Below are 22,562 nucleotides of genomic sequence, written 5' to 3' on the forward strand. Positions count from 1 at the left end.
TTCCCTATGAAGCAAGTACTTTAGTTCTCCTGATTATAAATATTAATTTGCTTAAATCAAGTTTAGAAGCAACCATCTCATCTAAAAAACTATTATAACGTTCTATGTAGTCCTTATCATTACAAGCCCAGGTTTGAACCTTATCTTCGGGGTTATCAGTAGCTTTTATGACTTTAACAGCTAGCTTGTGATGGTAATTGCTTAAATCGTCCAATAAATCATTAACTAAGCTGCGATCCCAATAAGAGGAGCGGCTTTTCATCTTGATGGCAATTGTTCTAATCAGATCGAATCTTAACAGCGACTTTAACTCAAAGTATATTTTACCAGCATCAAGAATGGACAAAGATGTCTGTTCAGCAACAGATATAATGTCCAGTGCATAAGCAAGAACGCATAGATCAGCAACTTTTTTTGCTAGATCTTTATTTATATTAAGTTCTACTAAAGAAGTTGATCCATGGCTATAGACCTTTAATAGGTGTTCATCTAAAACATCAGTTAAGTTCTGGCCTAAAGTTTCAATTGCATCTTTAAATTTTGTAACATCATCCAATTCTACAAAGCTAAGCTTGCCAAGATTTTTCACTAACCAAAATGATACCCTACCAATAAATTTCTGCACGTTCCTCACTATTTGTAAGTATGAGTTAACATCAATTTTTCCATCCAATTCATCAATTTTCTGCCACATACTATTTAAATCATATAGGTGGTTAACAACAATATATATGTTAACCGCTTCTTGTATCTTAATTCCAGTGTTCTCAGCCAAATTATTGATGAATATACAGCCCATTCTATTCACTACATCATTTGCAATGCAAGTAGAGATAATTTCTCTACGAAGTTGGTGTTTTAATATGAAATCCTTAAATTTTGTTACCATCTTTTTAGGAAAATAACCTAGCAAGTAGTCATTAGATATAAGATCTTTTTCAGGCAGATCGGAATGTATAATTTCATTTTTTATTGCCGTTCTAGCATAAGACATTAGAACAGAGAGCTGAGGAGAACTGAAACCTTCTGCACCAGTTAACATCCTTGCTATCTCTTCTTCAGTTGGAAGAAATTCTACGCTTCGGTTTAACAGTCCAGATTTTTCTAAACTGAGCAGTAACCTGTGGTGCTGCTCCAATCTCTCTTTAGCTTGCAAACACTCAAGAAGTAATGCTTTTGTTTCAATTTTGTTGTGGTTCTCAAGCACTTTGGATGCAACTTCATCCACCATACTTGCCAGTATTTCATTCCTTTTTTCTAAAGAAATACCCCCTGCTTTCATAGCTGAAACAAATGCAATCTTGATGTTGACTTCAAGGTCCGAACATATCACTCCGGCTGAATTATCAACAAAATCTGCATTGATATATCCACCTCTTTCAGCATATTCTATTCTTCCAAGCTGTGTGCATCCCAAATTTCCGCCTTCTATAAACATAGAAGCTCTAATATCTTTACCATTTATTCTTAACTCATCGTTTGCTTTGTCACCGACCATGCTATGATTTTCACTCTTTGCCTTAACAAACGTGCCGATTCCTCCATTCCATATGAAGTCCACTTTTGCTTTCAACAGATATCTAATCAAATCACTTGGAGGTAGCATATCTTCTGTTATATCAAAGCATTTTTTTATTTCTTGAGAAATGTTTACTTGCTTGCTGCTACGCTCAAATACTCCTCCACCCTTAGAAATCAAATCTTTGTTATAATCCATCCAAGTTGAAAATGGTAACTCAAAGAGGCGTTTACGCTCTGTGAAACTCTTTTCTGCATCAGGGTTTGGGTCAACAAAAATATGCATATGGTTAAATGCGCCGATTAAATGTATATTTTTTGAAAGCAGCATACCATTTCCAAATAAGTCGCCAGCCATATCCCCAATTCCAATAACAGTTGCATCCTGGTAAATATCCTTATTCATTTTCCAAAAATGCCTCTGCGCTGCAATCCATGCACCTCTGGCTGTAATACCCATCTTTTTGTGGTCATAACCTACTGATCCACCAGATGCAAATGCATCACCAAGCCAAAAATTGTATTCAGAGGCTATTTGGTTGGCATAATCAGAAAATGAAGCAGTGCCTTTATCAGCAGCAACCACGAGATATGGATCATCTTCATCATACCTAATCACATTCTCTGGTGGAATTATTTTGCCATTAACTACATTATCAGTAATGTCAAGCATTCCCCTGATAAAACTCTTATAGCATTCAACACCTTTCTCTCTTAAAGTATCTTTGTCTTTATAAACTTGCTTAATTACAAACCCACCCTTTGCGCCAACAGGTACAATAACCGCATTTTTTGTCATCTGAGCTTTTATGAGCCCCAAAACTTCAGTGCGAAAATCTTCCGTCCTATCCGACCACCTTAAGCCACCACGGGCTAATTTCCCTCCTCTTAGATGTATTCCCTCAAAAAGGTTTGAATAAATATATAATTCACGATACGGGCAAGGATCAGGCAAACCATTTATTTTACTTGAGTCAAATTTTGTAGATAAATATGGTTTATCGTCTTGATAATAACTGGTCCTTAAAATAGCCATTATCAAGTAAAATATCGAGCGCAAAACGTAATCATGTGAAACATTGCTGATCTCTTTTAGAAGTTCCTCAATTTTTTCTATGAAAATGTCCGTGGTTTCTGCTCTATCAATGTCTATGTTAGGATCAAATCTTGCATGAAATAGTTGTATCAAATACTTTACTATTTTTGGATACTCTGAGACTACCTTTTGGATATATTCTGGGTTGTAGTTAAATGACGTCTGCTTTAGGTAAGCACTTAACGCTCTAACCAGAAGCACTTCTTTCCACTCCAGCCCAGCAATAATGACCAAACTATTGAAATAATCATTTTTAATTTCCTTTCTAAACACTTTCGCAAGTGTTATTTCAAATTGCTCTTTTAGAGTAATGTTGTCTATTAATTCATCGACTCTTGACAACACAAAATGGTGTATCCATATTCCGCCGTTGATTTTTATGTAATAACCATTATGAGATAGGATCTTCGCTCCCAAATTCTTAGTAATTCTTAATATCTTCGATAATTCAAGACCTCCATTGCTCGAAGTGTAAACCTTTAATTGATAATTAAGATTGTCACGAGTAAGTCTTAAATCGACCTCGCTAACTCCTTTTTTCCTCACTATCTCCAATTTTTTCATATCGTAATATGCGTCATGAGGTTCGAAACTCTCTTGATAGCTTATTGGAAATGCCTTGCAATAACGGATGAATATATCCTCAACAGTGCTAAAAGTATTATATAAATTGTCTATAAAACGATCTTCCCATTTTTCCGTAATGTTCCTTAATTTGTTTTCGATACGCAAAACTTCATCATCAGGAACACTAGCGTTTTTAGCCTTTAGCACCACGTGCAATTTCATTAAGTCATATTCGTTTATAATGTGGTGGTTATAAATATCTGAACTTTCTGCATTTATCTCATCCTTCAATATATTGCTTATCTTGAGCATTAGCCTGGAGCTAGCATAACGCATCGGTATCAGCACTATACAACTAGTAAACACTCCCTTACTTCTTAAGCATAACTTGACTCTTGGTCTTATTGCAAGGGACATAATAGAAGTACAAATTTGAAATAATTCTTCCTCATTAGACTGGAACAATTCATCACATGAGAATGCTTGTAAAATATAAATTAGAGCTTTGTTATTGTGGCCCCCGGTTACAAACTCTGCATTTTTTTCTATAACTTTAACTTTATCTCTTATTATTGGAATAGTTCGAATATCTTGGACCTCCGCTATAGAAGTAAATAATCCAAAAAAACGCCGTTCCTTTACCACATTACCCTGGTCATCAAATTCTTTTACTCCTATACAATTCATGTATGTATGCCGATGGACTATTGAGATTAGATCTGATCTCAATATGTATAGGGAATCAAGGTTTACAGAAGGAATCAACGTACTTTGACCTACTCTCATCAGGCCAAGGTCCTTTTTGCTATCACAGATGAGTTTTTCATCTTTACCAGCAATATATTCTTGATAACCTAGAAATACGAAGTTATTATTCTTTAACCAAACTAGAAAATCTTTTTGCTCTTGATTTCGGTCTGGTGTCACTCCAGTGCGTGACACTGGAATCCACGTGTCCTTTTCCTGGATCCCAGTATCAAGTACTGGGATGACAGAAAGACTTGCCTCATCAAGTTTCTTGAGCATTAAGTGCCAATCTTTCACAACGCAATTAACCGCTTTCAGCGTTTTCTGTAGAGATTCTTTTAATGTATCAACAAAACTGTCACTTATACCTTTGATAATTACATATATAACTGACTCTTTGATTCCATTGCTTTCTTCCAAAGGGTAAATCTCGTCTATTAGGCCATCTTTTCTTTTAATGTTAATTATGCTGTTGCTGTAATAGCATATGGTTAAATCGTGCGACTTAATAGTTGCAATAACGGAGTCAACCAAAAATGGCATATCATCGTTTGTTATCTTAATCGTGGTAAAATCGCCTTTTATTTCTGGTATATCATCTATATTGCTTACTACTAACTTACTTTCATCTTTCTCTTTTTGAGAAACAAAATTGTAAGCATCGTTTACAATATATAGCAAGAACTTATCGTTGGCTTTTAGGTCGCTTTTATAAACAAAACTATAAAAATACTTAATAAATTTTTTAATTTTTTCTTTATCTTGCTGATTTTCTTGATCAGCTAACTTAAATAAAGACTCAGTGTCAACATTATGATCTATACACATTTTTTTTAACAAAAATACACAGTGAACTTAAACCTTTTTAACTAAGATTTCATTATCAAGAGCGTACACTATTAGTTCATCATTTTCTACTACTTCCCCTGATAAAACTAATTTAGCTAAATTATTTTGAATACACTCTTGTATAACCCTTTTTAGGGGCCTTGCTCCATATTCAGGGTCATAGCCAGTTTGTGCTATTAGTTCTTTAGCTTCCTGTGACAAACTTATACTTAGTTTACACTTAGCAAGTGTTTTTTGTAAATAAGAAAATTGAACATCTATAATTTTATAGATGTCATCTCTGGTTAAACTGTGAAATATAATAATTTCATCCAGTCTGTTTAAAAATTCTGGACGAAATGTTGATTTAATTATTTGCATTACCTCATCTTTTACAGACTCAGCAATCTCCTTTAGCATTATCTCAGCGCCAAGGTTAGAAGTTAAAATCAGTATGGTGTTGCGAAAATCAATTAATTTGCCATGACTATCAGTGAGTCTCCCCTCATCCAAGATTTGCAACAATAGATTAAATATATCTGGATTTGCCTTCTCTATTTCATCAAACAGAATAACCTGATATGGCCTTCTTCTTACTGCTTCGGTTAATCTGCCACCTTGCTCGTAGCCAACATACCCTGGAGGCGAGCCAATTAGCTTTGAAACAGAATGTTTTCCATATATTCTGACATATCAAAACGCAGAAGCGCTGATTGATCGTCAAACAGAAATTCAGCTAAGGCTTTCGCAAGTTCGGTTTTACCAACTCCAGTTGGACCTAAAAATAAAAATGAACCAAAAGGCCTGTTGGTATCTTGCACCCCAGAGCGGGAGCGCCTAACTGCATTACTTATCGCTTCTATTGCATCTTTCTGCCCTATTACTCTTCTTCCTATTTCATTCTCCATGTTAAGGAGTTTTTCCTTTTCACTGTGCATCATATTATCAACTGGAATTCCCGTCCACTTTGAAACAATGTTTGCAATGTCATCTCCAGTCACTTCTTTCTTTAAGAAACTATCAGTAACCTTTTCCTGATTTTTTAATTCATTCTCAAACTGAGGAATCACACCATACATCAATTCCCCTGCCCTTCCTAAATTTCCACTCCGCTGAGTTAATTCCAACTCTTTTCTAGCATTATCTAATTTTTCGGCTGTTTCTTGTATTCTAGCTATTTTATTCTTTTCCATCTGCCATTTGCTGTTCAAGTCAGCAAATTTACTGTTTAGGTTTTCAATCTCTTCATTTATCTTTCTTAAACGCTGTTTAGAATTTTCATCACTTTCTTTTTTTAGAGCCTCTGCTTCAATCTTTAGCTGTATAACCTTTCTCTCAAGTTCATCAATAACTTCAGGCTTGCTATCCATTTCAATTCTCACCCTGCTTGCTGCTTCATCAATCAAATCAATTGCTTTATCAGGTAAAAACCTATCTGTTATATATCTATTGGACAACGTTGCAGCAGCAATTATTGCACCGTCTGTAATTCTTATACCATGATGCACCTCATATCTTTCCTTCAAATCCCTGAGTATTGAAATGGTATCAGTTTCAGTTGGTTGAGAGATAAACACAGGCTGAAAACGCCTTGCAAGTGCAGGATCTTTTTCTATATGCTGACGATATTCATCTAAAGTTGTGGCTCCTATACAGCGAATTTCTCCACGCGCAAGAGCAGGCTTTAGCAAATTTGAAGCATCCATTGCACCACTTGTTGCTCCTGCTCCAACTAAAGTATGAAGCTCATCTATAAACAAGATAACTTTTCCCTCCGCTTTCGAAAGCTCATTAATAACTGCTTTTAACCTTTCTTCAAATTCTCCTCTAAATTTTGTTCCAGCAATTAATGCGCCAAGATCGAGGGCTAAAACTTTTGCATCACGCAAACCAAGTGGCACGTCATTTGCAACGATTCTATTTGCAAGCCCCTCAACTATTGCAGTTTTTCCAACACCAGGTTCACCGATCAGCACTGGATTATTTTTTGTCCGCCTCAGTGACACCTGCATAGTTCTTCTGATCTCTTCATCACGACCAATTACAGGATCAAGCTTTCCTTGCATAGCAAGCTCTGTAACATCTTTTGTATATTTCTTTGCCGCGTTTAATTTTTCCTCACTGTTTGGCGAGTTCGCACTGCTGCCTTTTCTCATTTCTGCAATAACTGAGTTCAGTTTTTGTGGAGTAACACCATTCTCCGCCAGAATTTTGCCTACAGTATCATCTTTTTGTGCAGTGAGGCCCTGCAGTCAACGCTCAACGGCAACAAACGAATCTTTATTCCTCCGAGCAATACCAATTGAATCTTCAAAAACTTTTGCTATTTCTCTTGAAAGTTGAAGGCTCCCACTTCCTGGACCTTCAATTACTGGCAACTTTTTTATTGCGCTATCCACAGCATCGGAAATACTTTGCACATTTCCACCACAAGCGTTTATCAAATCCTGAACTAAACCTAATTCATCCTCAAGCATTACTTTTAGTAAATGCTCAGGCATAAAAATCTGATGCCCAGCTCCCAACGCTTTCATCTGAGCACTTTGAATTAGACTTTTTGCTTTTTCGGTAAATTTATTTAAGTCCATAACACCAGTTAAATCCGTATTTGCTGATGTATATAACAACTGATTTCATAAATTTAAACCTAAAGTTGTTTATTGTTAGGTATGAAATTTAAAACTTTTTTTTAAAAGAAACTATTATAGTAATTATAGCCCTACCCTTTACTTCATTAGACCATCTTATGGATAGTCTATACAGATCGACCCTTTTGTGAATCTGCGTTTCTGCTTTCTTCAACTTGTTTTGCAAAAGATGTTTCCTGTTTCTGAAGTGGTTTAGCAATTTCGCGTACAACGGCAGTAACTGCTGTTAAAAACGTTTTTAACAATGCACCTAAAACTCCACCAACTGCTTCCCTGCCATGTATATGAGCTTGCTTTTCGTTGTCGTCAGCAGTTTCCCCTGCCCTCCTTCTTGGATCCATCCTATGAGCAATCACCGAAAACAACACTCCCCTGATTGAAGACTTCACTTTTTCCTTTGCTTCGTGGACATCCCCATCTTTTGCTGTTTCATGTCCATGGCTTAAGTGTTTAGCGTTCATTAGCTCCTTTTGTTGCTGGGCAAACATGCCACTTAATACTTCTTCTATCACTTGCTTTCTTCTCTTCTCTCTAACTCTTTTCATAGATTCTGATTTATCGCGAGTGTGTTTGGTAGTTTCAAATTCTGCATCAATATCTTCAGACGCAGCCTGACTATATAAAGTCTCTATGAGCCTGTCTATACTTCGCTTTATTTGCATAGTCCTTTCGTAACTATCCGAATTATCGATTCCTTCGTCGATCTGATTTAGAATATCCTCAAAAACTTTTAAATAGTCTTGAGTATATTGTATTATATATTGTTTATCTTCCTCTTTGTGTTGTTCTTCTTGATTCAACTGATTTTCATTTTCCAAATTTCTCTCTCTTTTATCATCGTTATTTTCTTCAATATTATCACCGTCTTCCTCGAAAAGGTTTTCGTCGTTCATGATTTTTTTTAATTTAGTTAAAATTCTCACCAGTTATTATTGTATATGAAAAAATTAAATTAACATTAATGAAAAGCGTTTACAACTTCAGCACTAGTTAAAACTACAGTAAAGCTGTCAAAAGTAACAGGATCATAATATCTCTCATACAATTCAACTGAACACCTAAGCCTTATCTTTTCCTTAGCATTAAAACTAATTTCATAATCATTATTAGAGTTTAGCATAGCAGAATTACGTAATAATTCATCAGCTAATACAGAGTCTAAAATTCCATTAATTTTTATCGTAATGTGTCTGCTTCCAGCACAATCGAGCACTTTCCTCCAGCCAAAAGAAGAAATATCTTTCACCTCTTCTCTGTTATTACGCAAAGTAAACCTTAGGTTTCTTATATTATTTAACACAATAAAATTATTGTCATGACCTTTAATTTTTAGCTGTAATTTGCTCATTATCACCTCCTTTTATTAAAATATCAAAATTAATTGTTGAATGTAAAATTTCATCGTGCTGATCCATAGCACAATTACTTTCTAAAATGACCTCACTACTAAAACCTTCAATGCTCTTAAGTATCAAGTTAATATGCCTTATAATGGCAAACATACTGTCTATATGATAAGTATATATGTCGCATGAAAATCTTGCCTTTGTAGCAAAATTGGACAGCATATGCAGGTTATTATAATTCACTACACGCAATCTCAGGTAAGGAATGGTGACCTGTTTAGGTAAGTAGTCATAAATGTTAGTAACATATTTCCTTAAATCAGAGTTTGCTTTTAGTGCTGCATAAATACTATTGTACAACTCGTTTATAGCTTGAATTTTTTCCATGATTAATCCTCAGATTTACTCAGACGCGGCTGTACGGACATTGCAATTTGCAGGCAATTTGCGTGGCAAATGGTGTCATTCCAGTGCTTGACACTGGAATCCAGCTTTTATGTTGTATAGTGCACAATCAATTTTTCTGGATCCAAGTAGTCAAGGCACTGGGATGACACCCTTCTGGTGGACAATGTTTATACAGAGCTACTTGGATGACAAGAAAGAGCTACAAAACAACCTTTGGTTCGCGAAATGGAGAATAAACCTTCTTCACTTCAGATAAATGGCTACTTACCCCCGATTCACGATCTTTGTAAATAGCAGAAACATGCCGCATAATACCGAGTTTTATCTGCTCAGGAACATTGTCATAGCCAGCCTCGTATACAACATCAACTCTTATTGCATTCAAATAATTGAAAAACTCAACGTAGCCCCCTACATCGCTAAAATAATACTTAAGTGTTCTCTTCTCTTGATTTTTAGACATCATTGCAGTAGCCAATACTATCTTACTCACAGGGCCATAGCTTAAATAGATCCTACGAGGTACATAATCTTCATATGAAACTTGCCATGTTTGCTTTACTAGTGACTTTTCCATATGCCATTCAGCGTAATCAGTTGCCATAAAAATTAAACTTGAAATCAATTTATCATCCTGGTCGTTCTCAATGCGTAAAAAAGATTTAACCTCTTCTAAAGTAACTGGAAAAGATTCAGGCTTAGATTTACGTTGCACAGATATTCTTGGTGAAGTAGATCTTATTGACATAATAACCCTCCTTTTTGATATAGCTAGAATAAGTAAGGTTTACCTCGTGACAGCGTGGGGCAAATCTTACTTACTTTAGCTATGCAGCTTGCATGCAACATTAAGTTAAATTGGCGCAGCAACAACTCTGAGTGCTTTATCGTATGAATATATTAAGAAGAGAACGTATTAAAGCTGTTTCTCCTTTTTTGTTGATAAAATTTGAACTTATAGCATATTCAACTAGGCTAGATTTTAGTAGATTAACATTTTGAGAATGAATATTATTGAAGACGGAGTTTAACTCTTTAGCAAGCAGACTGCGAAATTTTTGTACACTGTCATATGCGATATTTTCAAGTTCATGTGCAAATTTATCTTGAGCTATAGTTGTTATATTTTCAATTTCCTTATTAAACTCCTCTAGCTTTTTTTCGTTATTTTTAAAATTTTTCGTAAAAGTTTTCATATCAATTAAACTCAACTACTATTATGATTATAACTGTAATAAAAAAACTACCGAAGTAAAAAATTCACACTACTGTGTAACTTGCAAATACTTTTACGCGCTAGGGCTATAGGTGTCATCCAAGTACCCCCTTCCCGTCATCTGAGTAGCCTCCTTTTCCTGTCATCCCAGTGCTTGACACTGGGATGGCTTTGTTGCATCGCACCTTATACTGGTAGTAATTTACGATAAATATCATGTAGCCATTTCAAATTTAGCCATACCAATTTCAGTAAATTGATTAAGCAAATAGCACTTAATCAGCAATTCTTTTTCGCGATTTACTTCGGATTTATTCCTAAAGCTGAATCCAAATATTTGCTTTAATCTTGAGAAAAACCCTTCAATATAAGATCTTTTCCCATAATTTACTTCTTTTTTCCATTCTTTCACGCCATCTTCACCGTATAATTTTATTAACCTAATAGCAGCATTTCTGTCAGACATATAATCTATTTCTGGATGTTCTGCCGCATTGTTTATTGGTGGAATTTTTGCCTTTATATCATATTCGTGACACAATTTGTAAAACTTGTGCCTATCATATGCCCTATCTGCATATAGTGCTTTTATGACATGCTGAAAATTAACTTCTTTAAGCAAATCGCAAGCTCCATAGTGATCAGAGTAGACACCGTTACTGTATTTTACAGCTATGGCTTTTTTGCTGTTTATATTCAACATTACATGCAATTTTCTTGTCTGTTCATAGCCACGATATTTTCTGTTAGCGCTATTTTCCTTGCTGTGACCAGGGGTATTGTTGTAAATGCTGATACCTGTACTATCTATAGCAATTTCGATGTCTTCCATATTATTTTTATCAATTCTGCAATCATTGATCTTAATATTAAGTTTCTTAAACCTTCTTGATGCTTGTGAATAGCTGATAACTGCTAAATCTCTTCCTATTTGTTGCATATATCCTTTTATAAACCCCACCGTTTGTCTTAAACCAATTCTAAAAAGATTGACAATTATATGCACCAAAATCACAACTTTATCACTGTAAATATAGTTGCCGCCTTGCATTTTTGGACTATTTTCATACCAATTTTCTATGGCTTCATTGATATAATGAAAAATATTTCCTCTTTCCTGGAGAAATTTGTTATATTCATTTTGGTTACTGACTTTCATTTTCTGTGGCATATTTTTTCTTCAACAGTTAAATGGTTATTTATAATGAATTTTGTCAGTAGCCACCAGATTTTTTCGGTTGCTATGCAACAAAGCCCACTGGGATCCAGGAAAAAGAATGGTGTCATGAAAGTAGCTGACACTGATTTCCATCCAAAAGGGTGTCATCCCAGTGCCCAGAAACTTGGATCCAGAAAACTTAACTCTACACTAAGTAAATGTACAATAAGAACTAGATCCCAGTGTCTGGGCACTGGGATGACAAAAAAAGGAGCACTGGGATGACATCATCCTTTTTTTGGGATTCCAGTGCAGCTACTTGCATCTGCCACCTGCAAACTGCAATGTTCGTACAGATGTAGGTGCTAAGTTTTACAAACACCATGTTGTGCTAAACCTTGAATATCCACTTCTTTCAATTCAGTGGTAGGCTTTGTTGATATTGCGTATGTAACGCCACTAGCTATCAAAGCAGCAGATGTTACAAAAACTACAATTATTGGTAGAACAGACAAGTCGAAAGCAATACTGAGAGTAGCACCTACTGTTAACATAGTTACAAGATTCACAGAAGCAACTTTTAAGAAACTCATTTGTCTTTTTCCTGCTTTTTCTAGCAACACTTCATTTGTTTTAGTTTTTGTTTTGCCTAGTTCACCCTTAAGTGTTGTGTTTTCATTTTTCAGATTTGCTATTTCTTGTCTTAGTGATTCATTCTCTTTATTGAATTCTTTCAACTTAGTCTCATGTCTAGCTATACAACTTTTTGATTCTTCTAGTTCCTTTTGCGTTTTTTCTAACAACGCTTCTGCTTTAGAATACTGACTTTCTGTTTTGTCTAATTTATCCTTAAGCTTTGTGTTTTCATTTCCTGGCTCTTGTATTTCTTGTTCTAGTGCTTCCAGCCTAGCTTCTTGCCCAGCTATGTCATTCTTTAGTTCCTTTTGCTTTTTTTTTAGTAATACCTCTTTAGTTTTTGTTTTGTCTAATTTATCCTTAAGCGTTGCTTTTTCACTTTCTAGATCTTGTATTTTTCGTTTTAGTGATTGATTCTCTTCCTTTAGTTGAGCACGTAATTCTTTTGACTTAACTTTACTTTTTTTAACCTTTTCTGCTTCTTCTGGAGTTTCCGTTGCGTTGGAAGAGGTGCTAGGTACGGCCTCTTTTGCAGCAGCATGGTGCAAAGGAGTCAATCCATTTTCATCTTGTGCATCAATGCCTTTTCCATCCTCTAATATAGATTGGCCTAAAGCTTTAGATTCATCTGCATATATTCCACTGTCGTTTGGTGTAGTTCTACTATTCTCTTTCTGATGTTTTGCACCCCATGCTTGCGCTCTTTGTTTTACTGATATGAACTTTTCTTCTTCAGTTTCACTACTATGCTGCAACAGAATGCCAACATTAGCTTTTATTTTAACACTTTCATTTTCAAGCCCATTTGTAGTACTCGGTACAGCATCTTTTGAATCTTTTACATAACCATATTTATTAGATGACTCAAGTTTTTTTGCTCTATCCTTAACACTAACAGGTGTATATTCCTCTATTGCAATAACCTTTCCTCTCAATTTATTTATTATTGCTGAACCATCTCACAAAAAAGTTAAGTTTGTCGAAATTCCATGTTTGATCTAAAAATTAGTCATAAACATTTTCTATGCAAGTAGCTAACACTGGTTCACTCTATAATGGTGTCACAGCAGTCCTACGTCATACCGCCGCGGTATCTCTAGATCCCGCTAACACGTAGCGGAATGACGATTGTCAGGCTAGCTGTCATCCCAGTTTGGAATCCAGGAAAAAGAATGGTGTCATCCCAGTGCCCAGACACTGGGATGGCTTTGTTGCATAGCAACCGAAAAAATCTGGTGGCTACTGACAAAATTCATTATAAATAACCATTTAACTGTTGAAGAAAAAATATGCCACAGAAAATGAAAGTCAGTAACCAAAATGAATATAACAAATTTCTCCAGGAAAGAGGAAATATTTTTCATTATATCAATGAAGCCATAGAAAATTGGTATGAAAATAGTCCAAAAATGCAAGGCGGCAACTATATTTACAGTGATAAAGTTGTGATTTTGGTGCATATAATTGTCAATCTTTTTAGAATTGGTTTAAGACAAACGGTGGGGTTTATAAAAGGATATATGCAACAAATAGGAAGAGATTTAGCAGTTATCAGCTATTCACAAGCATCAAGAAGGTTTAAGAAACTTAATATTAAGATCAATGATTGCAGAATTGATAAAAATAATATGGAAGACATCGAAATTGCTATAGATAGTACAGGTATCAGCATTTACAACAATACCCCTGGTCACAGCAAGGAAAATAGCGCTAACAGAAAATATCGTGGCTATGAACAGACAAGAAAATTGCATGTAATGTTGAATATAAACAGCAAAAAAGCCATAGCTGTAAAATACAGTAACGGTGTCTACTCTGATCACTATGGAGCTTGCGATTTGCTTAAAGAAGTTAATTTTCAGCATGTCATAAAAGCACTATATGCAGATAGGGCATATGATAGGCACAAGTTTTACAAATTGTGTCACGAATATGATATAAAGGCAAAAATTCCACCAATAAACAATGCGGCAGAACATCCAGAAATAGATTATATGTCTGACAGAAATGCTGCTATTAGGTTAATAAAATTATACGGTGAAGATGGCGTGAAAGAATGGAAAAAAGAAGTAAATTATGGGAAAAGATCTTATATTGAAGGGTTTTTCTCAAGATTAAAGCAAATATTTGGATTCAGCTTTAGGAATAAATCCGAAGTAAATCGCGAAAAAGAATTGCTGATTAAGTGCTATTTGCTTAATCAATTTACTGAAATTGGTATGGCTAAATTTGAAATGGCTACATGATATTTATCGTAAATTACTACCAGTATAAGGTGCGATGCAACAAAGCCCACTGGGATCCAGGAAAGTTTGCTTGTTTACAAGCAAACTAGCATAGAAAGTGGTTACAACGTTTTCGATGAGATTATATGGAAAATTGGATTCCAGTGTCAAGCACTGGAATGACATCACAGGGGCACTGGAATGACACCTCTCTTGGGCTCTTTTAGCTATAAACATTAAGAAATTTACCAAATGAAAAAAAAGGCAAAAGAAGCCCTGGGGTTATTATCCGCTTTAAAATATTGGCGTTTTTTATGTTTTAAACGCTTGACAAGCGAAATTCAGCTGCTTTTAATTGCAACTAACTTACGCTGCAAATGTTTAAGAAATTTACCAAGCAGAAAAAAAGACAAAGAATCCCCGAGTTAGCTAGTCTTTTACTATCTCTGTCGAGTATTGGCATTTTTTGATGTCTTGTAACGCTTTATAAGCGCGTTCAGCTTATTTAGATAAAAATCTAGATGTAGATGAAGTTTTGTAAAGACATACAGTATCTATATACTGCAAAAAATTGAACATAAGACGCCGATACATTAAGTAATCCTTACCTTTTAATCTACAGATTGGCAAAAGCAAATACAATAGCTTCAGTTTCATGATAAGGGGGCTGGTGAAGGGTGTCAAGTAAGTTTTTTGTTTCTGTGGGCTACCTGGATGACAGGATTGCTCTTGAATTTGTATAGCTACATTGTCGGTAAATCTAAATTGCTTTAGTTATAGAAATAAATTTCGAGTCAGATGTGTATAAATTCTATATAATTTTTATCCTACTACTAATTTAATAAGATGGATCACATAGATATTATAAAATCAAAATTATTATTATCTGAAATAGTAGGTAAAAAAGTCAGGCTAATAAAAAGAGGAGATAGTTTTGTTGGGCTCTGTCCATTTCATAACGAAAAAACCCCATCTTTTTCGGTAAGTAATACTAAAGGATTGTATTACTGTTTTGGTTGCTTAGCTAGTGGTGACGCATTTGAATTTATTTCACAAACTGAAGGATTAAGCTTTAAAGAAGCATTGGAAAGATTAGCACAAGTTACAGGTGTTGAGTTACCTAAAAACCTTAATGTTACCAAAGAAGACAATAAACTATTTTCAACACTAAGCTTAGCTGCAAATTGGTTTGCACAAAAAAATCAGGGCGTTGTAGATTATTTAAAGCAGCGCAAGATTTTACCTGAAATCATAGATAAATTTAAGATAGGTTATGCACCAAGCTCTGGTTTGAAAGAGTATTTAAACTCTTCAGGTATTGAAGACAAAATTTTAATTGATATTGGATTAGTAAACAAAAATTTTCATGATTATTTTTATGACCGGCTGATATTTCCTATATACAACATTGCAGGAAGAGTTATTGGTTTTGGCGGACGTGCGCTGAGTTCTGAGCAACAGCCGAAATATTTAAATAGCCCAGAGAGTCAGCTCTTCAAGAAGAGGGAGAATTTATACGGATTAAACTTTGCTTTAAGCGAAATACGTAAAAAACAGCACATATTTGTTGTTGAAGGATATATGGACACTATAGCGCTACATCAAGCGGGAATTAGTAATGCAGTTGCTCCACTTGGTACCGCAATTTCTGCAGAACAGATAAAAAATCTATGGAGATTTGCTAAAGAAATCTCCATCTGTATGGATGGCGATAGTGCTGGACGTCATGCTGCTACCCGAGTTGCAGAACTTGCTCTGCCAATATTAGAGCCTGGATACACGTTAAAGTTTGTGATTTTGCCGAGTAATAAAGATCCATACGATATATGTAACGAACTGGAATACAAGAAAGAAGACGTATTGACTGCTCTTGACCATTCAACAAAACTGCATTCTGAATATTTATGGCATCACATAATCGATAGCAATTTGCAAAATTATGAAAAACTTGCTCCGGAAAAATATTCAATTCTTGAGCACAAGTTCATGGAATATGTAAATACTATTAGCAACAGCAGTATTAGAAGGTATTACAGAGATTATTTTTACAATAAGGCTAGTGAACTAAGAAGTAGCTTCAAAAAACAGATTTTTAATAGTAAAGCTAGAGCAACAAAAGGTGAGTATCTTCATAGCAAATCTCCAGAGCTAATTGAAGCAGAGCAAAATCAGGCCGTAATTTTACGTATAGCCGTAGAATTTCCTGAAATCTTGAACCGTCCTATATTTTTTGAGCAATTTTCTCATTTTGAATTTACTAATGAGATGAAAAGATTACAACAGCGTATAATTGATGTAATAAGTAACAAAAGCAAACTTGGTAAAGAGGCTTTGTTACAAGAATTGAAACAGTTTAACGTTATAAAGTATGTATTTGAAAAAACTAGCATACTAAGTAGCCAACTGAACGAGAGAAAATCTGCAGAAATTGTGTGGAATAATATAGTGTTACTAAAAGAATTAAATGCATTACGAAAAGAAAGAACCGAAGCGAGGCTGAGCGGTAATCTTGACTTAGAAGAAAGGTTGATAGAACAAATAAAGCAAATAGAAAGTAGTATACAAGAAATGCAAATGAAGTTTATTGAAAAGTAGACTGCTACAGTTAATTATTTTTAGATTGTTTGTCATTCTGCTGCTTTTTAACGGAATTTATACTGCCTCTTAGCAATAAAAAACTTACTTATAGTAGGAAAATGACATATTCTTGTGTTTGTTCTCACATAAAACTATTTATGGAGTGACAATGGTGCATGTATTATACTTACGTTTCTGATTCGAAAATTTATGCAGTTGTTTCTAACAAGATTGGTCAACAAATTCTATTATTTAAAGGTGAGAAACAAAGCAATCATCCTTTCTAGTATTGCTTTTATTCTACTGTTTTTTATCAGCAGTGCATTTTTAAAAAAAGATCAGGCGGTTCATAGTGATAATGCAACTAGTAGCTTTTCAGTAAAAACTCAAGAATGTGCGCCGCAAAACCGCACTATATATTTAAATTTTTCTGGTACAGTAAATCCCTTACATAGAGCTAGCCTTGTCTCAAAAATAAGTGGTAAGATTATTGCTATTTATTTACCTGATGGTGAAAAGGTAAAAAGAGATGATGTAGTGTTAAAGATAGAAAATTATGACAGGATTGAGCAAGCTCAGAAAGCTAAAGCTTTATTAAAGCAGCGTGAAATTGAGTATGATTCCTCTCACAAACTGAATAAAAAAGGCTATGGAGCACAAATAAAAGTAGAAGCAGCTTTTACTGCGTTACAAAGTGCAAAAGCTGACCTAAAAAGGCTAGAATTGGATTTAGAAAACACTGCAGTCAAATCTCCTATAGATGGTTATATTGATAAAATCAATGCAAATGAAGGGGATTTTGTTAATGTTGGGCAAAAAATAGCTGACGTGGTTGATTTCGATCAAATTCTTGTAGTGTTATATGTTTCGGAAAATGAAGTAAGTAAAATAGAGCTAGGCAGCACAGCTCAAATTAATTTACTGGACGGAAAAGAATTGGCAGGTGAAGTAAGTTTTATTAGTAAAATTGCTGAGCCTAAAACTGGGTCTTATAGGGTAGAGGTAAAGGTAACTGATAATAAAATGATATCCTTGCAGGGACTAACTGCCAACGTAAGACTACCTTCAGGCGAAAGATTTGCATATAAAGTTCCTTCTTCAGCCCTGAGCTTAAGTGACGAGGGTGCTCTTGGAATAAAGATTATTGATGACAATAATTATGTAATATTTGCACCAATAGAAATTGTTGATCATGAGAGCGATGGGGTTTGGATAGTAGCAAATAACGAAGATAAACCCATAAAGTTAATAGTATTGGGCCACCTATTTGTTAAGTCTGGTGATAAGGTTTAAGACATAAGATACCGTCTTTATTGTCAACAAATTATTTAGCTACAAAGAATAAAAAATAATAAAAAGTTTTAATTTAGACTGATATCTTCTATAAATTAGTAACTCTGGATAAGTACTTTCAGTTTGTGTGGGCGTACTTATCCAGAGTTACACTAACTATAGTATTTCCCAAAACAAATGATAAAGGTATAATATGGAATTAATGAAATATGAGGTAAGTAATGGCATACAGTGTGGACTTAAGGGAGAAAGCTATCTCTTTGGTGGAAAGAGGGAAGTCAAAATCTGAAGTAGCAGATCTTCTAGAAATAGGAATTGCAACCTTGTACAGATGGCTGAAAAAGAAAGGAAATGGTGAAAGCCTGGAGGCAGGAAAGAATGGAAGTTTTATTCGAAAAATAGATCCAGAAGTACTCAAAGGATATGTCAAAAAACACCCAGCTAGCAGAAATGAAACAAAATCTAGGATTTGGAATAAATTCAATTTGGTATAGGTTAAAACAGCTAAAAATAACCTTAAAAAAAAGTCACAGAACGTAGTCAAGAAGATAGGCAGCGCTTTACCGATAAAATCTCAAAAATAGACCACTCTAGCATTTTATATATAGATGAAGCAGGAGTTGATAATAGATTATACCGAGAATATGGACGAGCTCCAAAAGGAGAAAAAATATATGCTCTGGAAAAAAGCGAGAGAGAGTAAGTATAATAGGCGGATGAGAAGTTCATTGCACCAATAACTTTCACGGGAGAAAGAAGTATTTAATGCGTGAGATATTACTGCCACAGTTAAAGCGTGGTACAACTATAGTTATGGATAATGCTATATTTCATAAGACTCCTAAAACAAAGTCATTAATAGAGTCTTTTGGCTGTCATTTGTTGTACCTTCCAGCATATTTACCAGCTCACTTTTACCCACAAATATAAAAAGTGAGTAAGCTAAATAATTTAGGATCAAAATGATAGAAACAAGTACAAGCGTGCAATATACAGATGGCTTAGGGGATAAATGGCTGGAAAGAGAGTTAAAACACATTAATTTGGGAGATATAAGGCTTAATAAAAGACTTATAAAAACAAGTTATTGCATAGAGGGTAAGGCATCTGAATCAAAGCTGTAGTGGGTGGAAAGAAGCTAAGGGTGCATATAAGCAATGAAAAGCTTGAAGATAAGGAAATTTATTCTTCCCATTATAAAGAAACTAAGGAAAGGATAAAAGGAAACCAGTTGGTATTTTCAGTTCAAGATACAAGTTATTTGGATTTTGACTCTCATATAAAGACCAAGAGACTAGGCAGTATTTCTAAAGCTTATACAAAGCATAAAATGGGTTTACTGTTGCATAGTGCCTAGCAAAGACGGATTACCTTTAGGTCTATCTTCCCAACAATGTTGGGCGCGTTCTATTAGGGAAGAAGAAACGGCACAAGAAAAAGCAAACAGAAAATACCGTACCTCCATAGAAGAAAAAGAAAGTTATAAGTGGATAACAGCTCTCAAAGAAACTATAAACAACCTTCCTCCAAATGTACAACTTGTTACCCTTGGTGATAGGGAAGCAGACATCTTCAAATTTTTATGGGTGGCTGAGACGTTAGGTAGTTTTTATGTAATCCGCAATCGAGCTAATAGAAGATTTATCTGTACTGAAGTCGGAAAAACAGATTTGCAAACACGCATCACTCAACTGCCAGTAAAAAAGAAAATTTCTCTAGAAGTTACTAAAGGTGGAAACCAGAGATCAAGGAAAGCTAATATTGAAGTTAAGTATATGAAAGGCTATATACCTATCAGATCTTCTTCCATTTATGGGTCAAAAGATACAATACATAAAATAAGTGATAAAATCCCTGTATATGTGGTAAGTGCAAAAGCTCCTGATGGATTGGAAGCTGTCGACTGGACTCTACTAACTAATGTACCATACTTTAGATGCCATAGAAAAGATAAATTGGTATAAGCTAAGATGGAAAATTGAAGAGTATTTTAGGATTTTAAAATCAGGATGTAAGATAGAAAGCTCTCGCTTAGCTACAAAAGAAAGATTACAGAAGTTAATTGCTATAAAAAGTATAATCGCGTTTAAAATTTTATATTTGACAAAAGTGGCTTTATCAAATCCCATGGAAACTTGTACTAAAATTTTAAGCAACGAAGAGTGGAAGGTCCTTTACATGCGTGAGTATCGGGTAGCAACATTACCCGAAGAACCTCCAAACATAAAACAAGCTATTATTTGGTTAGGAAAATTGGATGGATTTATGAATAGAAAAAGTGATAATTTACCAGGGTCTATGACTCTATGGCGGGGCTATGAAAACCTTAAGGAGAGCATTGTTATGCTTCACATCATAACCTCTCAAAATTGTGGGTAAAAGTAAGATTTGAATCCTATAGAACACTATTGGCATATCATCAAAAGTCGCCTCAGACCTCTAATGCACCACTATACAGACTTGCAGCTTTTAGTTGGTAGTACCATAATGGAATTTTATCATTCATTTTAGAAACTACTATAGTTAGCGGAATCTATGCCAAGATACCGCGGCGGTATGACATGGGGAAACCTTGCTTGGGTCAGCTATAGTAAAAAGATTACTAAACATTTCTCCTTAATTAATTTTATTAAATATTAGCATAATAAATTAAGTTTAATACTTTTTTATTAAAATACTAAATTAAAATATTGATTACTTAAACAGTATGAATTATGATATTATTAATTTATATAGTTGAAATTTTAGGAATATGTTTATGCCAAAATATGTTAAGGAGTATATTAAGGAATATGTTAGTAATATTGCTGAGTCTAATATATTAAAGGTTTATACTTTCAAAAATGAATCTCAAATTCAGGTATTTTTCAAAATTGAAAATGAAGAAATTGATAGAATTTTTTCAGGACAAGAAATAGTAACATTTTTAAATTACACTACCAAAAAGAACTTAAACCTGAAAAAAATATGATAGATCGTAAAAATAACTTTACCATTAGTAAAAACGTAAAACAAGGCATTATTAAAGATGTAGAAGGTATACGTAGAAAAAATGGTAAATATTCATATAAAGTACCAGTTTTATCACCTGAAGAACAATACGAGGAATTGTTTGAAAGCAAGCAAGCTATCCGATTTGATTTGAATCATTTTATGTCAAGCAACATATCAAAAAGCATGAACTTGAAGAATAGATTTGAAGAAACTTTGGGTTTTGATCCCATAAGTGTTGAAAGTGCAATCACACAAGGTGATTAATGGTATGTAAATCTCCTCTTGATATCAACCTTCGTTGTTGGGAAAGCAGATAAACCACGTCGAAAATTCGCTTAAACCTTCTAACCACAGGCAAAAAGGCGCTTTTTTAATTTATTTTATTACCATTGAAATTTATGCCGTTAACCACCTTATATAATGCCACTTATAGCACTTTCAACACTTATGGTTTTGACCCCGAAGAAGGGCTATGTCATCCGTTAAATTATTTTATTACTGCTATAGGACTAAAGAATAAAGAAGATTTTGCTAAGCTTCTCAAGCATGAATATGTTGTATCTGAGCAAGATTTTATAGCTTATGTTGATACAGGACAAGGACAAACGACTAAGTTATTAGCAATACAGGTTTTAGCGCAATGCTTACCTGTTCTTGATGTTCAGAGCATTGACAGGCGTGAAGGAGAATCATTTTATGATGAAATGATATACGATCAACTATGTAAAGATTCATTCTTGATGAGAAGACAAGTTAACATTGATCAAGAACAAGTCAAACGTGCTTTAAAGGATGTAGGAACAGAACGCTACTTAGAATTTATCTTTGCTTGTGGTACTTACTGTAAAAAGAATGGTACTGATAATTCCTATTACACCTCCAATAGTGATAGCGATTACCCCATAGATAATAATGATTATAACGTAAGCTCTGCACATTCCATGTTGGTGTATAAAGCAGAAAATAGTAAATATATATTTTTTGATCCTAATGAAGGGGCAGTTGGCTTTTGCCCCGATACAGGAGTTGCTAATTTAACCTCTGAAGAAATTTGTAAGACACTAGAGTTGGCTGTAAACCTTTATTCATACGATCAATATATTGAAGATTTTTTGATTGTTCCAGACAGTTTTTACACTTATGTTATGCTTGCAGATGCAACATTAATGTTAAAAAAAGCTGAACAATTTTACGAAACAGCAAAAGATCCAAGCTCAAAAATTGTAGATATATCTGTTAATAAAAATACTGGTAATTTATCATTTATACCTGTAATACCATAAAAGTGTATAATTGCTACAAGA

Annotated in this window: 25 protein-coding genes and 2 pseudogenes; 13 read left to right on the forward strand and 14 right to left on the reverse strand. The window is 34.4% G+C overall.

Going from position 1 to position 22,562, the window contains the following annotated elements:
- Nucleotides 1–4 precede the first annotated feature (4 nt).
- The 11 genes and pseudogenes from OPR48_RS06370 to OPR48_RS06415 all read right to left on the reverse strand — a co-directional run bounded on the left by OPR48_RS06370 (nt 5) and on the right by OPR48_RS06415 (nt 11,661).
- On the reverse strand, nt 5–4,756 hold the full coding sequence (locus tag OPR48_RS06370; RefSeq protein WP_265026655.1) for an NAD-glutamate dehydrogenase: 4,752 nt from the start codon (nt 4,754–4,756) through the stop codon (nt 5–7).
- 27 nt (nt 4,757–4,783) lie between these two features.
- A pseudogene (gene clpB / locus OPR48_RS06375) lies at nt 4,784–7,344 on the reverse strand (ATP-dependent chaperone ClpB).
- Nucleotides 7,345–7,511: 167 nt separating this feature from the next.
- On the reverse strand, nt 7,512–8,297 hold the full coding sequence (locus OPR48_RS06380; protein WP_265025904.1) for a hypothetical protein: 786 nt from the start codon (nt 8,295–8,297) through the stop codon (nt 7,512–7,514).
- Between the two features lie 65 nt (nt 8,298–8,362).
- On the reverse strand, nt 8,363–8,752 hold the full coding sequence (locus OPR48_RS06385) for a phage tail protein (RefSeq protein ID WP_265025905.1): 390 nt from the start codon (nt 8,750–8,752) through the stop codon (nt 8,363–8,365).
- Nucleotides 8,727–9,137: a tail completion protein gp17 gene (gp17, locus tag OPR48_RS06390; RefSeq protein ID WP_265025906.1), complete on the reverse strand. Its 411-nt coding sequence runs from the start codon at nt 9,135–9,137 to the stop codon at nt 8,727–8,729. The genes OPR48_RS06385 and gp17 overlap by 26 nt, the downstream gene beginning before the upstream one ends.
- Nucleotides 9,138–9,162: 25 nt before the next feature.
- Nucleotides 9,163–9,243: pseudogene (locus OPR48_RS07540) on the reverse strand (WPE palindromic element domain-containing protein); the annotation flags it as partial.
- 114 nt (nt 9,244–9,357) lie between these two features.
- Nucleotides 9,358–9,906: a head-tail connector protein gene (locus OPR48_RS06395; RefSeq protein ID WP_265025907.1), complete on the reverse strand. Its 549-nt coding sequence runs from the start codon at nt 9,904–9,906 to the stop codon at nt 9,358–9,360.
- Between the two features lie 136 nt (nt 9,907–10,042).
- Nucleotides 10,043–10,354, reverse strand: coding sequence for an ECH_0659 family protein (locus OPR48_RS06400; protein WP_265025908.1), 312 nt, complete (start codon nt 10,352–10,354; stop codon nt 10,043–10,045).
- A gap of 115 nt (nt 10,355–10,469) precedes the next feature.
- Nucleotides 10,470–10,592 (reverse strand): hypothetical protein, encoded by a 123-nt coding sequence (locus OPR48_RS06405; RefSeq protein WP_265025909.1) that lies wholly within the window; start codon nt 10,590–10,592, stop codon nt 10,470–10,472.
- Nucleotides 10,589–11,545, reverse strand: coding sequence for an IS5 family transposase (locus OPR48_RS06410; protein ID WP_265025723.1), 957 nt, complete (start codon nt 11,543–11,545; stop codon nt 10,589–10,591). Before OPR48_RS06410 ends, OPR48_RS06405 begins: the two co-directional genes overlap by 4 nt.
- Nucleotides 11,530–11,661, reverse strand: a complete 132-nt coding sequence (locus tag OPR48_RS06415) for a hypothetical protein (protein WP_265025910.1) — start codon at nt 11,659–11,661, stop codon at nt 11,530–11,532. The genes OPR48_RS06410 and OPR48_RS06415 overlap by 16 nt, the downstream gene beginning before the upstream one ends.
- Here OPR48_RS06415 and OPR48_RS06420 point away from each other — a divergent pair.
- The gene (locus OPR48_RS06420; protein ID WP_265025911.1) at nt 11,660–11,818 is read left to right on the forward strand and encodes a hypothetical protein; all 159 of its coding nucleotides are present in this window, start codon (nt 11,660–11,662) and stop codon (nt 11,816–11,818) included. The genes OPR48_RS06415 and OPR48_RS06420 overlap by 2 nt on opposite strands.
- A gap of 80 nt (nt 11,819–11,898) precedes the next feature.
- Here OPR48_RS06420 and OPR48_RS06425 read toward each other — a convergent pair whose 3' ends face one another.
- Nucleotides 11,899–13,104 (reverse strand): hypothetical protein, encoded by a 1,206-nt coding sequence (locus tag OPR48_RS06425; protein ID WP_265025912.1) that lies wholly within the window; start codon nt 13,102–13,104, stop codon nt 11,899–11,901.
- A 161-nt stretch (nt 13,105–13,265) separates the two neighbouring features.
- Nucleotides 13,266–13,418: a hypothetical protein gene (locus OPR48_RS06430; protein ID WP_265025913.1), complete on the reverse strand. Its 153-nt coding sequence runs from the start codon at nt 13,416–13,418 to the stop codon at nt 13,266–13,268.
- 40 nt (nt 13,419–13,458) lie between these two features.
- On the opposite strand from OPR48_RS06430, the gene OPR48_RS06435 reads away from it, so the two are divergent.
- Entirely contained in the window at nt 13,459–14,415 is a 957-nt protein-coding gene (locus OPR48_RS06435; protein WP_265025723.1) for an IS5 family transposase, read from the forward strand.
- Nucleotides 14,416–14,418: 3 nt separating this feature from the next.
- On the opposite strand, the gene OPR48_RS06440 is transcribed toward OPR48_RS06435, so the two are convergent.
- Nucleotides 14,419–14,646 (reverse strand): hypothetical protein, encoded by a 228-nt coding sequence (locus OPR48_RS06440; protein WP_265025914.1) that lies wholly within the window; start codon nt 14,644–14,646, stop codon nt 14,419–14,421.
- Nucleotides 14,647–15,240: 594 nt separating this feature from the next.
- On the opposite strand from OPR48_RS06440, the gene dnaG reads away from it, so the two are divergent.
- The 11 genes from dnaG (at nt 15,241) to OPR48_RS06490 (ending at nt 22,541) form a co-directional block, all read left to right on the forward strand.
- Nucleotides 15,241–16,989 (forward strand): DNA primase, encoded by a 1,749-nt coding sequence (gene dnaG, locus OPR48_RS06445; protein WP_265025915.1) that lies wholly within the window; start codon nt 15,241–15,243, stop codon nt 16,987–16,989.
- A 192-nt stretch (nt 16,990–17,181) separates the two neighbouring features.
- Complete coding sequence (locus OPR48_RS06450) at nt 17,182–18,264, forward strand: efflux RND transporter periplasmic adaptor subunit (protein WP_265025916.1); 1,083 nt, start codon at nt 17,182–17,184, stop codon at nt 18,262–18,264.
- Nucleotides 18,265–18,485: 221 nt separating this feature from the next.
- Nucleotides 18,486–18,758 carry a transposase gene (locus tag OPR48_RS06455; protein ID WP_265025917.1) on the forward strand — a complete coding sequence of 91 codons (273 nt, stop codon included), beginning with the start codon at nt 18,486–18,488 and terminating at the stop codon, nt 18,756–18,758.
- Between the two features lie 319 nt (nt 18,759–19,077).
- Nucleotides 19,078–19,194, forward strand: a complete 117-nt coding sequence (locus tag OPR48_RS07390; RefSeq protein ID WP_406831131.1) for a hypothetical protein — start codon at nt 19,078–19,080, stop codon at nt 19,192–19,194.
- A gap of 32 nt (nt 19,195–19,226) precedes the next feature.
- On the forward strand, nt 19,227–19,388 hold the full coding sequence (locus OPR48_RS06460) for a transposase DNA-binding-containing protein (protein ID WP_182319418.1): 162 nt from the start codon (nt 19,227–19,229) through the stop codon (nt 19,386–19,388).
- On the forward strand, nt 19,388–19,621 hold the full coding sequence (locus OPR48_RS06465) for a hypothetical protein (protein ID WP_265025918.1): 234 nt from the start codon (nt 19,388–19,390) through the stop codon (nt 19,619–19,621). Before OPR48_RS06460 ends, OPR48_RS06465 begins: the two co-directional genes overlap by 1 nt.
- Entirely contained in the window at nt 19,614–20,228 is a 615-nt protein-coding gene (locus OPR48_RS06470; RefSeq protein ID WP_265025919.1) for a hypothetical protein, read from the forward strand. Before OPR48_RS06465 ends, OPR48_RS06470 begins: the two co-directional genes overlap by 8 nt.
- Entirely contained in the window at nt 20,185–20,643 is a 459-nt protein-coding gene (locus OPR48_RS06475; RefSeq protein WP_265025920.1) for a transposase, read from the forward strand. The genes OPR48_RS06470 and OPR48_RS06475 overlap by 44 nt, the downstream gene beginning before the upstream one ends.
- A gap of 379 nt (nt 20,644–21,022) precedes the next feature.
- Complete coding sequence (locus OPR48_RS06480) at nt 21,023–21,235, forward strand: hypothetical protein (RefSeq protein WP_265025921.1); 213 nt, start codon at nt 21,023–21,025, stop codon at nt 21,233–21,235.
- A complete protein-coding gene (locus OPR48_RS06485; protein WP_265025922.1) occupies nt 21,232–21,522 on the forward strand; it encodes a hypothetical protein in 291 nt (96 codons plus the stop codon). Before OPR48_RS06480 ends, OPR48_RS06485 begins: the two co-directional genes overlap by 4 nt.
- A 134-nt stretch (nt 21,523–21,656) precedes the next feature.
- Nucleotides 21,657–22,541 carry a type 1 periplasmic-binding domain-containing protein gene (locus tag OPR48_RS06490; RefSeq protein WP_265025923.1) on the forward strand — a complete coding sequence of 295 codons (885 nt, stop codon included), beginning with the start codon at nt 21,657–21,659 and terminating at the stop codon, nt 22,539–22,541.
- Nucleotides 22,542–22,562: the final 21 nt, after the last annotated feature.

The organism is Wolbachia endosymbiont (group A) of Bibio marci (assembly GCF_947251645.1).
In the GTDB taxonomy this organism is placed as follows: domain Bacteria; phylum Pseudomonadota; class Alphaproteobacteria; order Rickettsiales; family Anaplasmataceae; genus Wolbachia.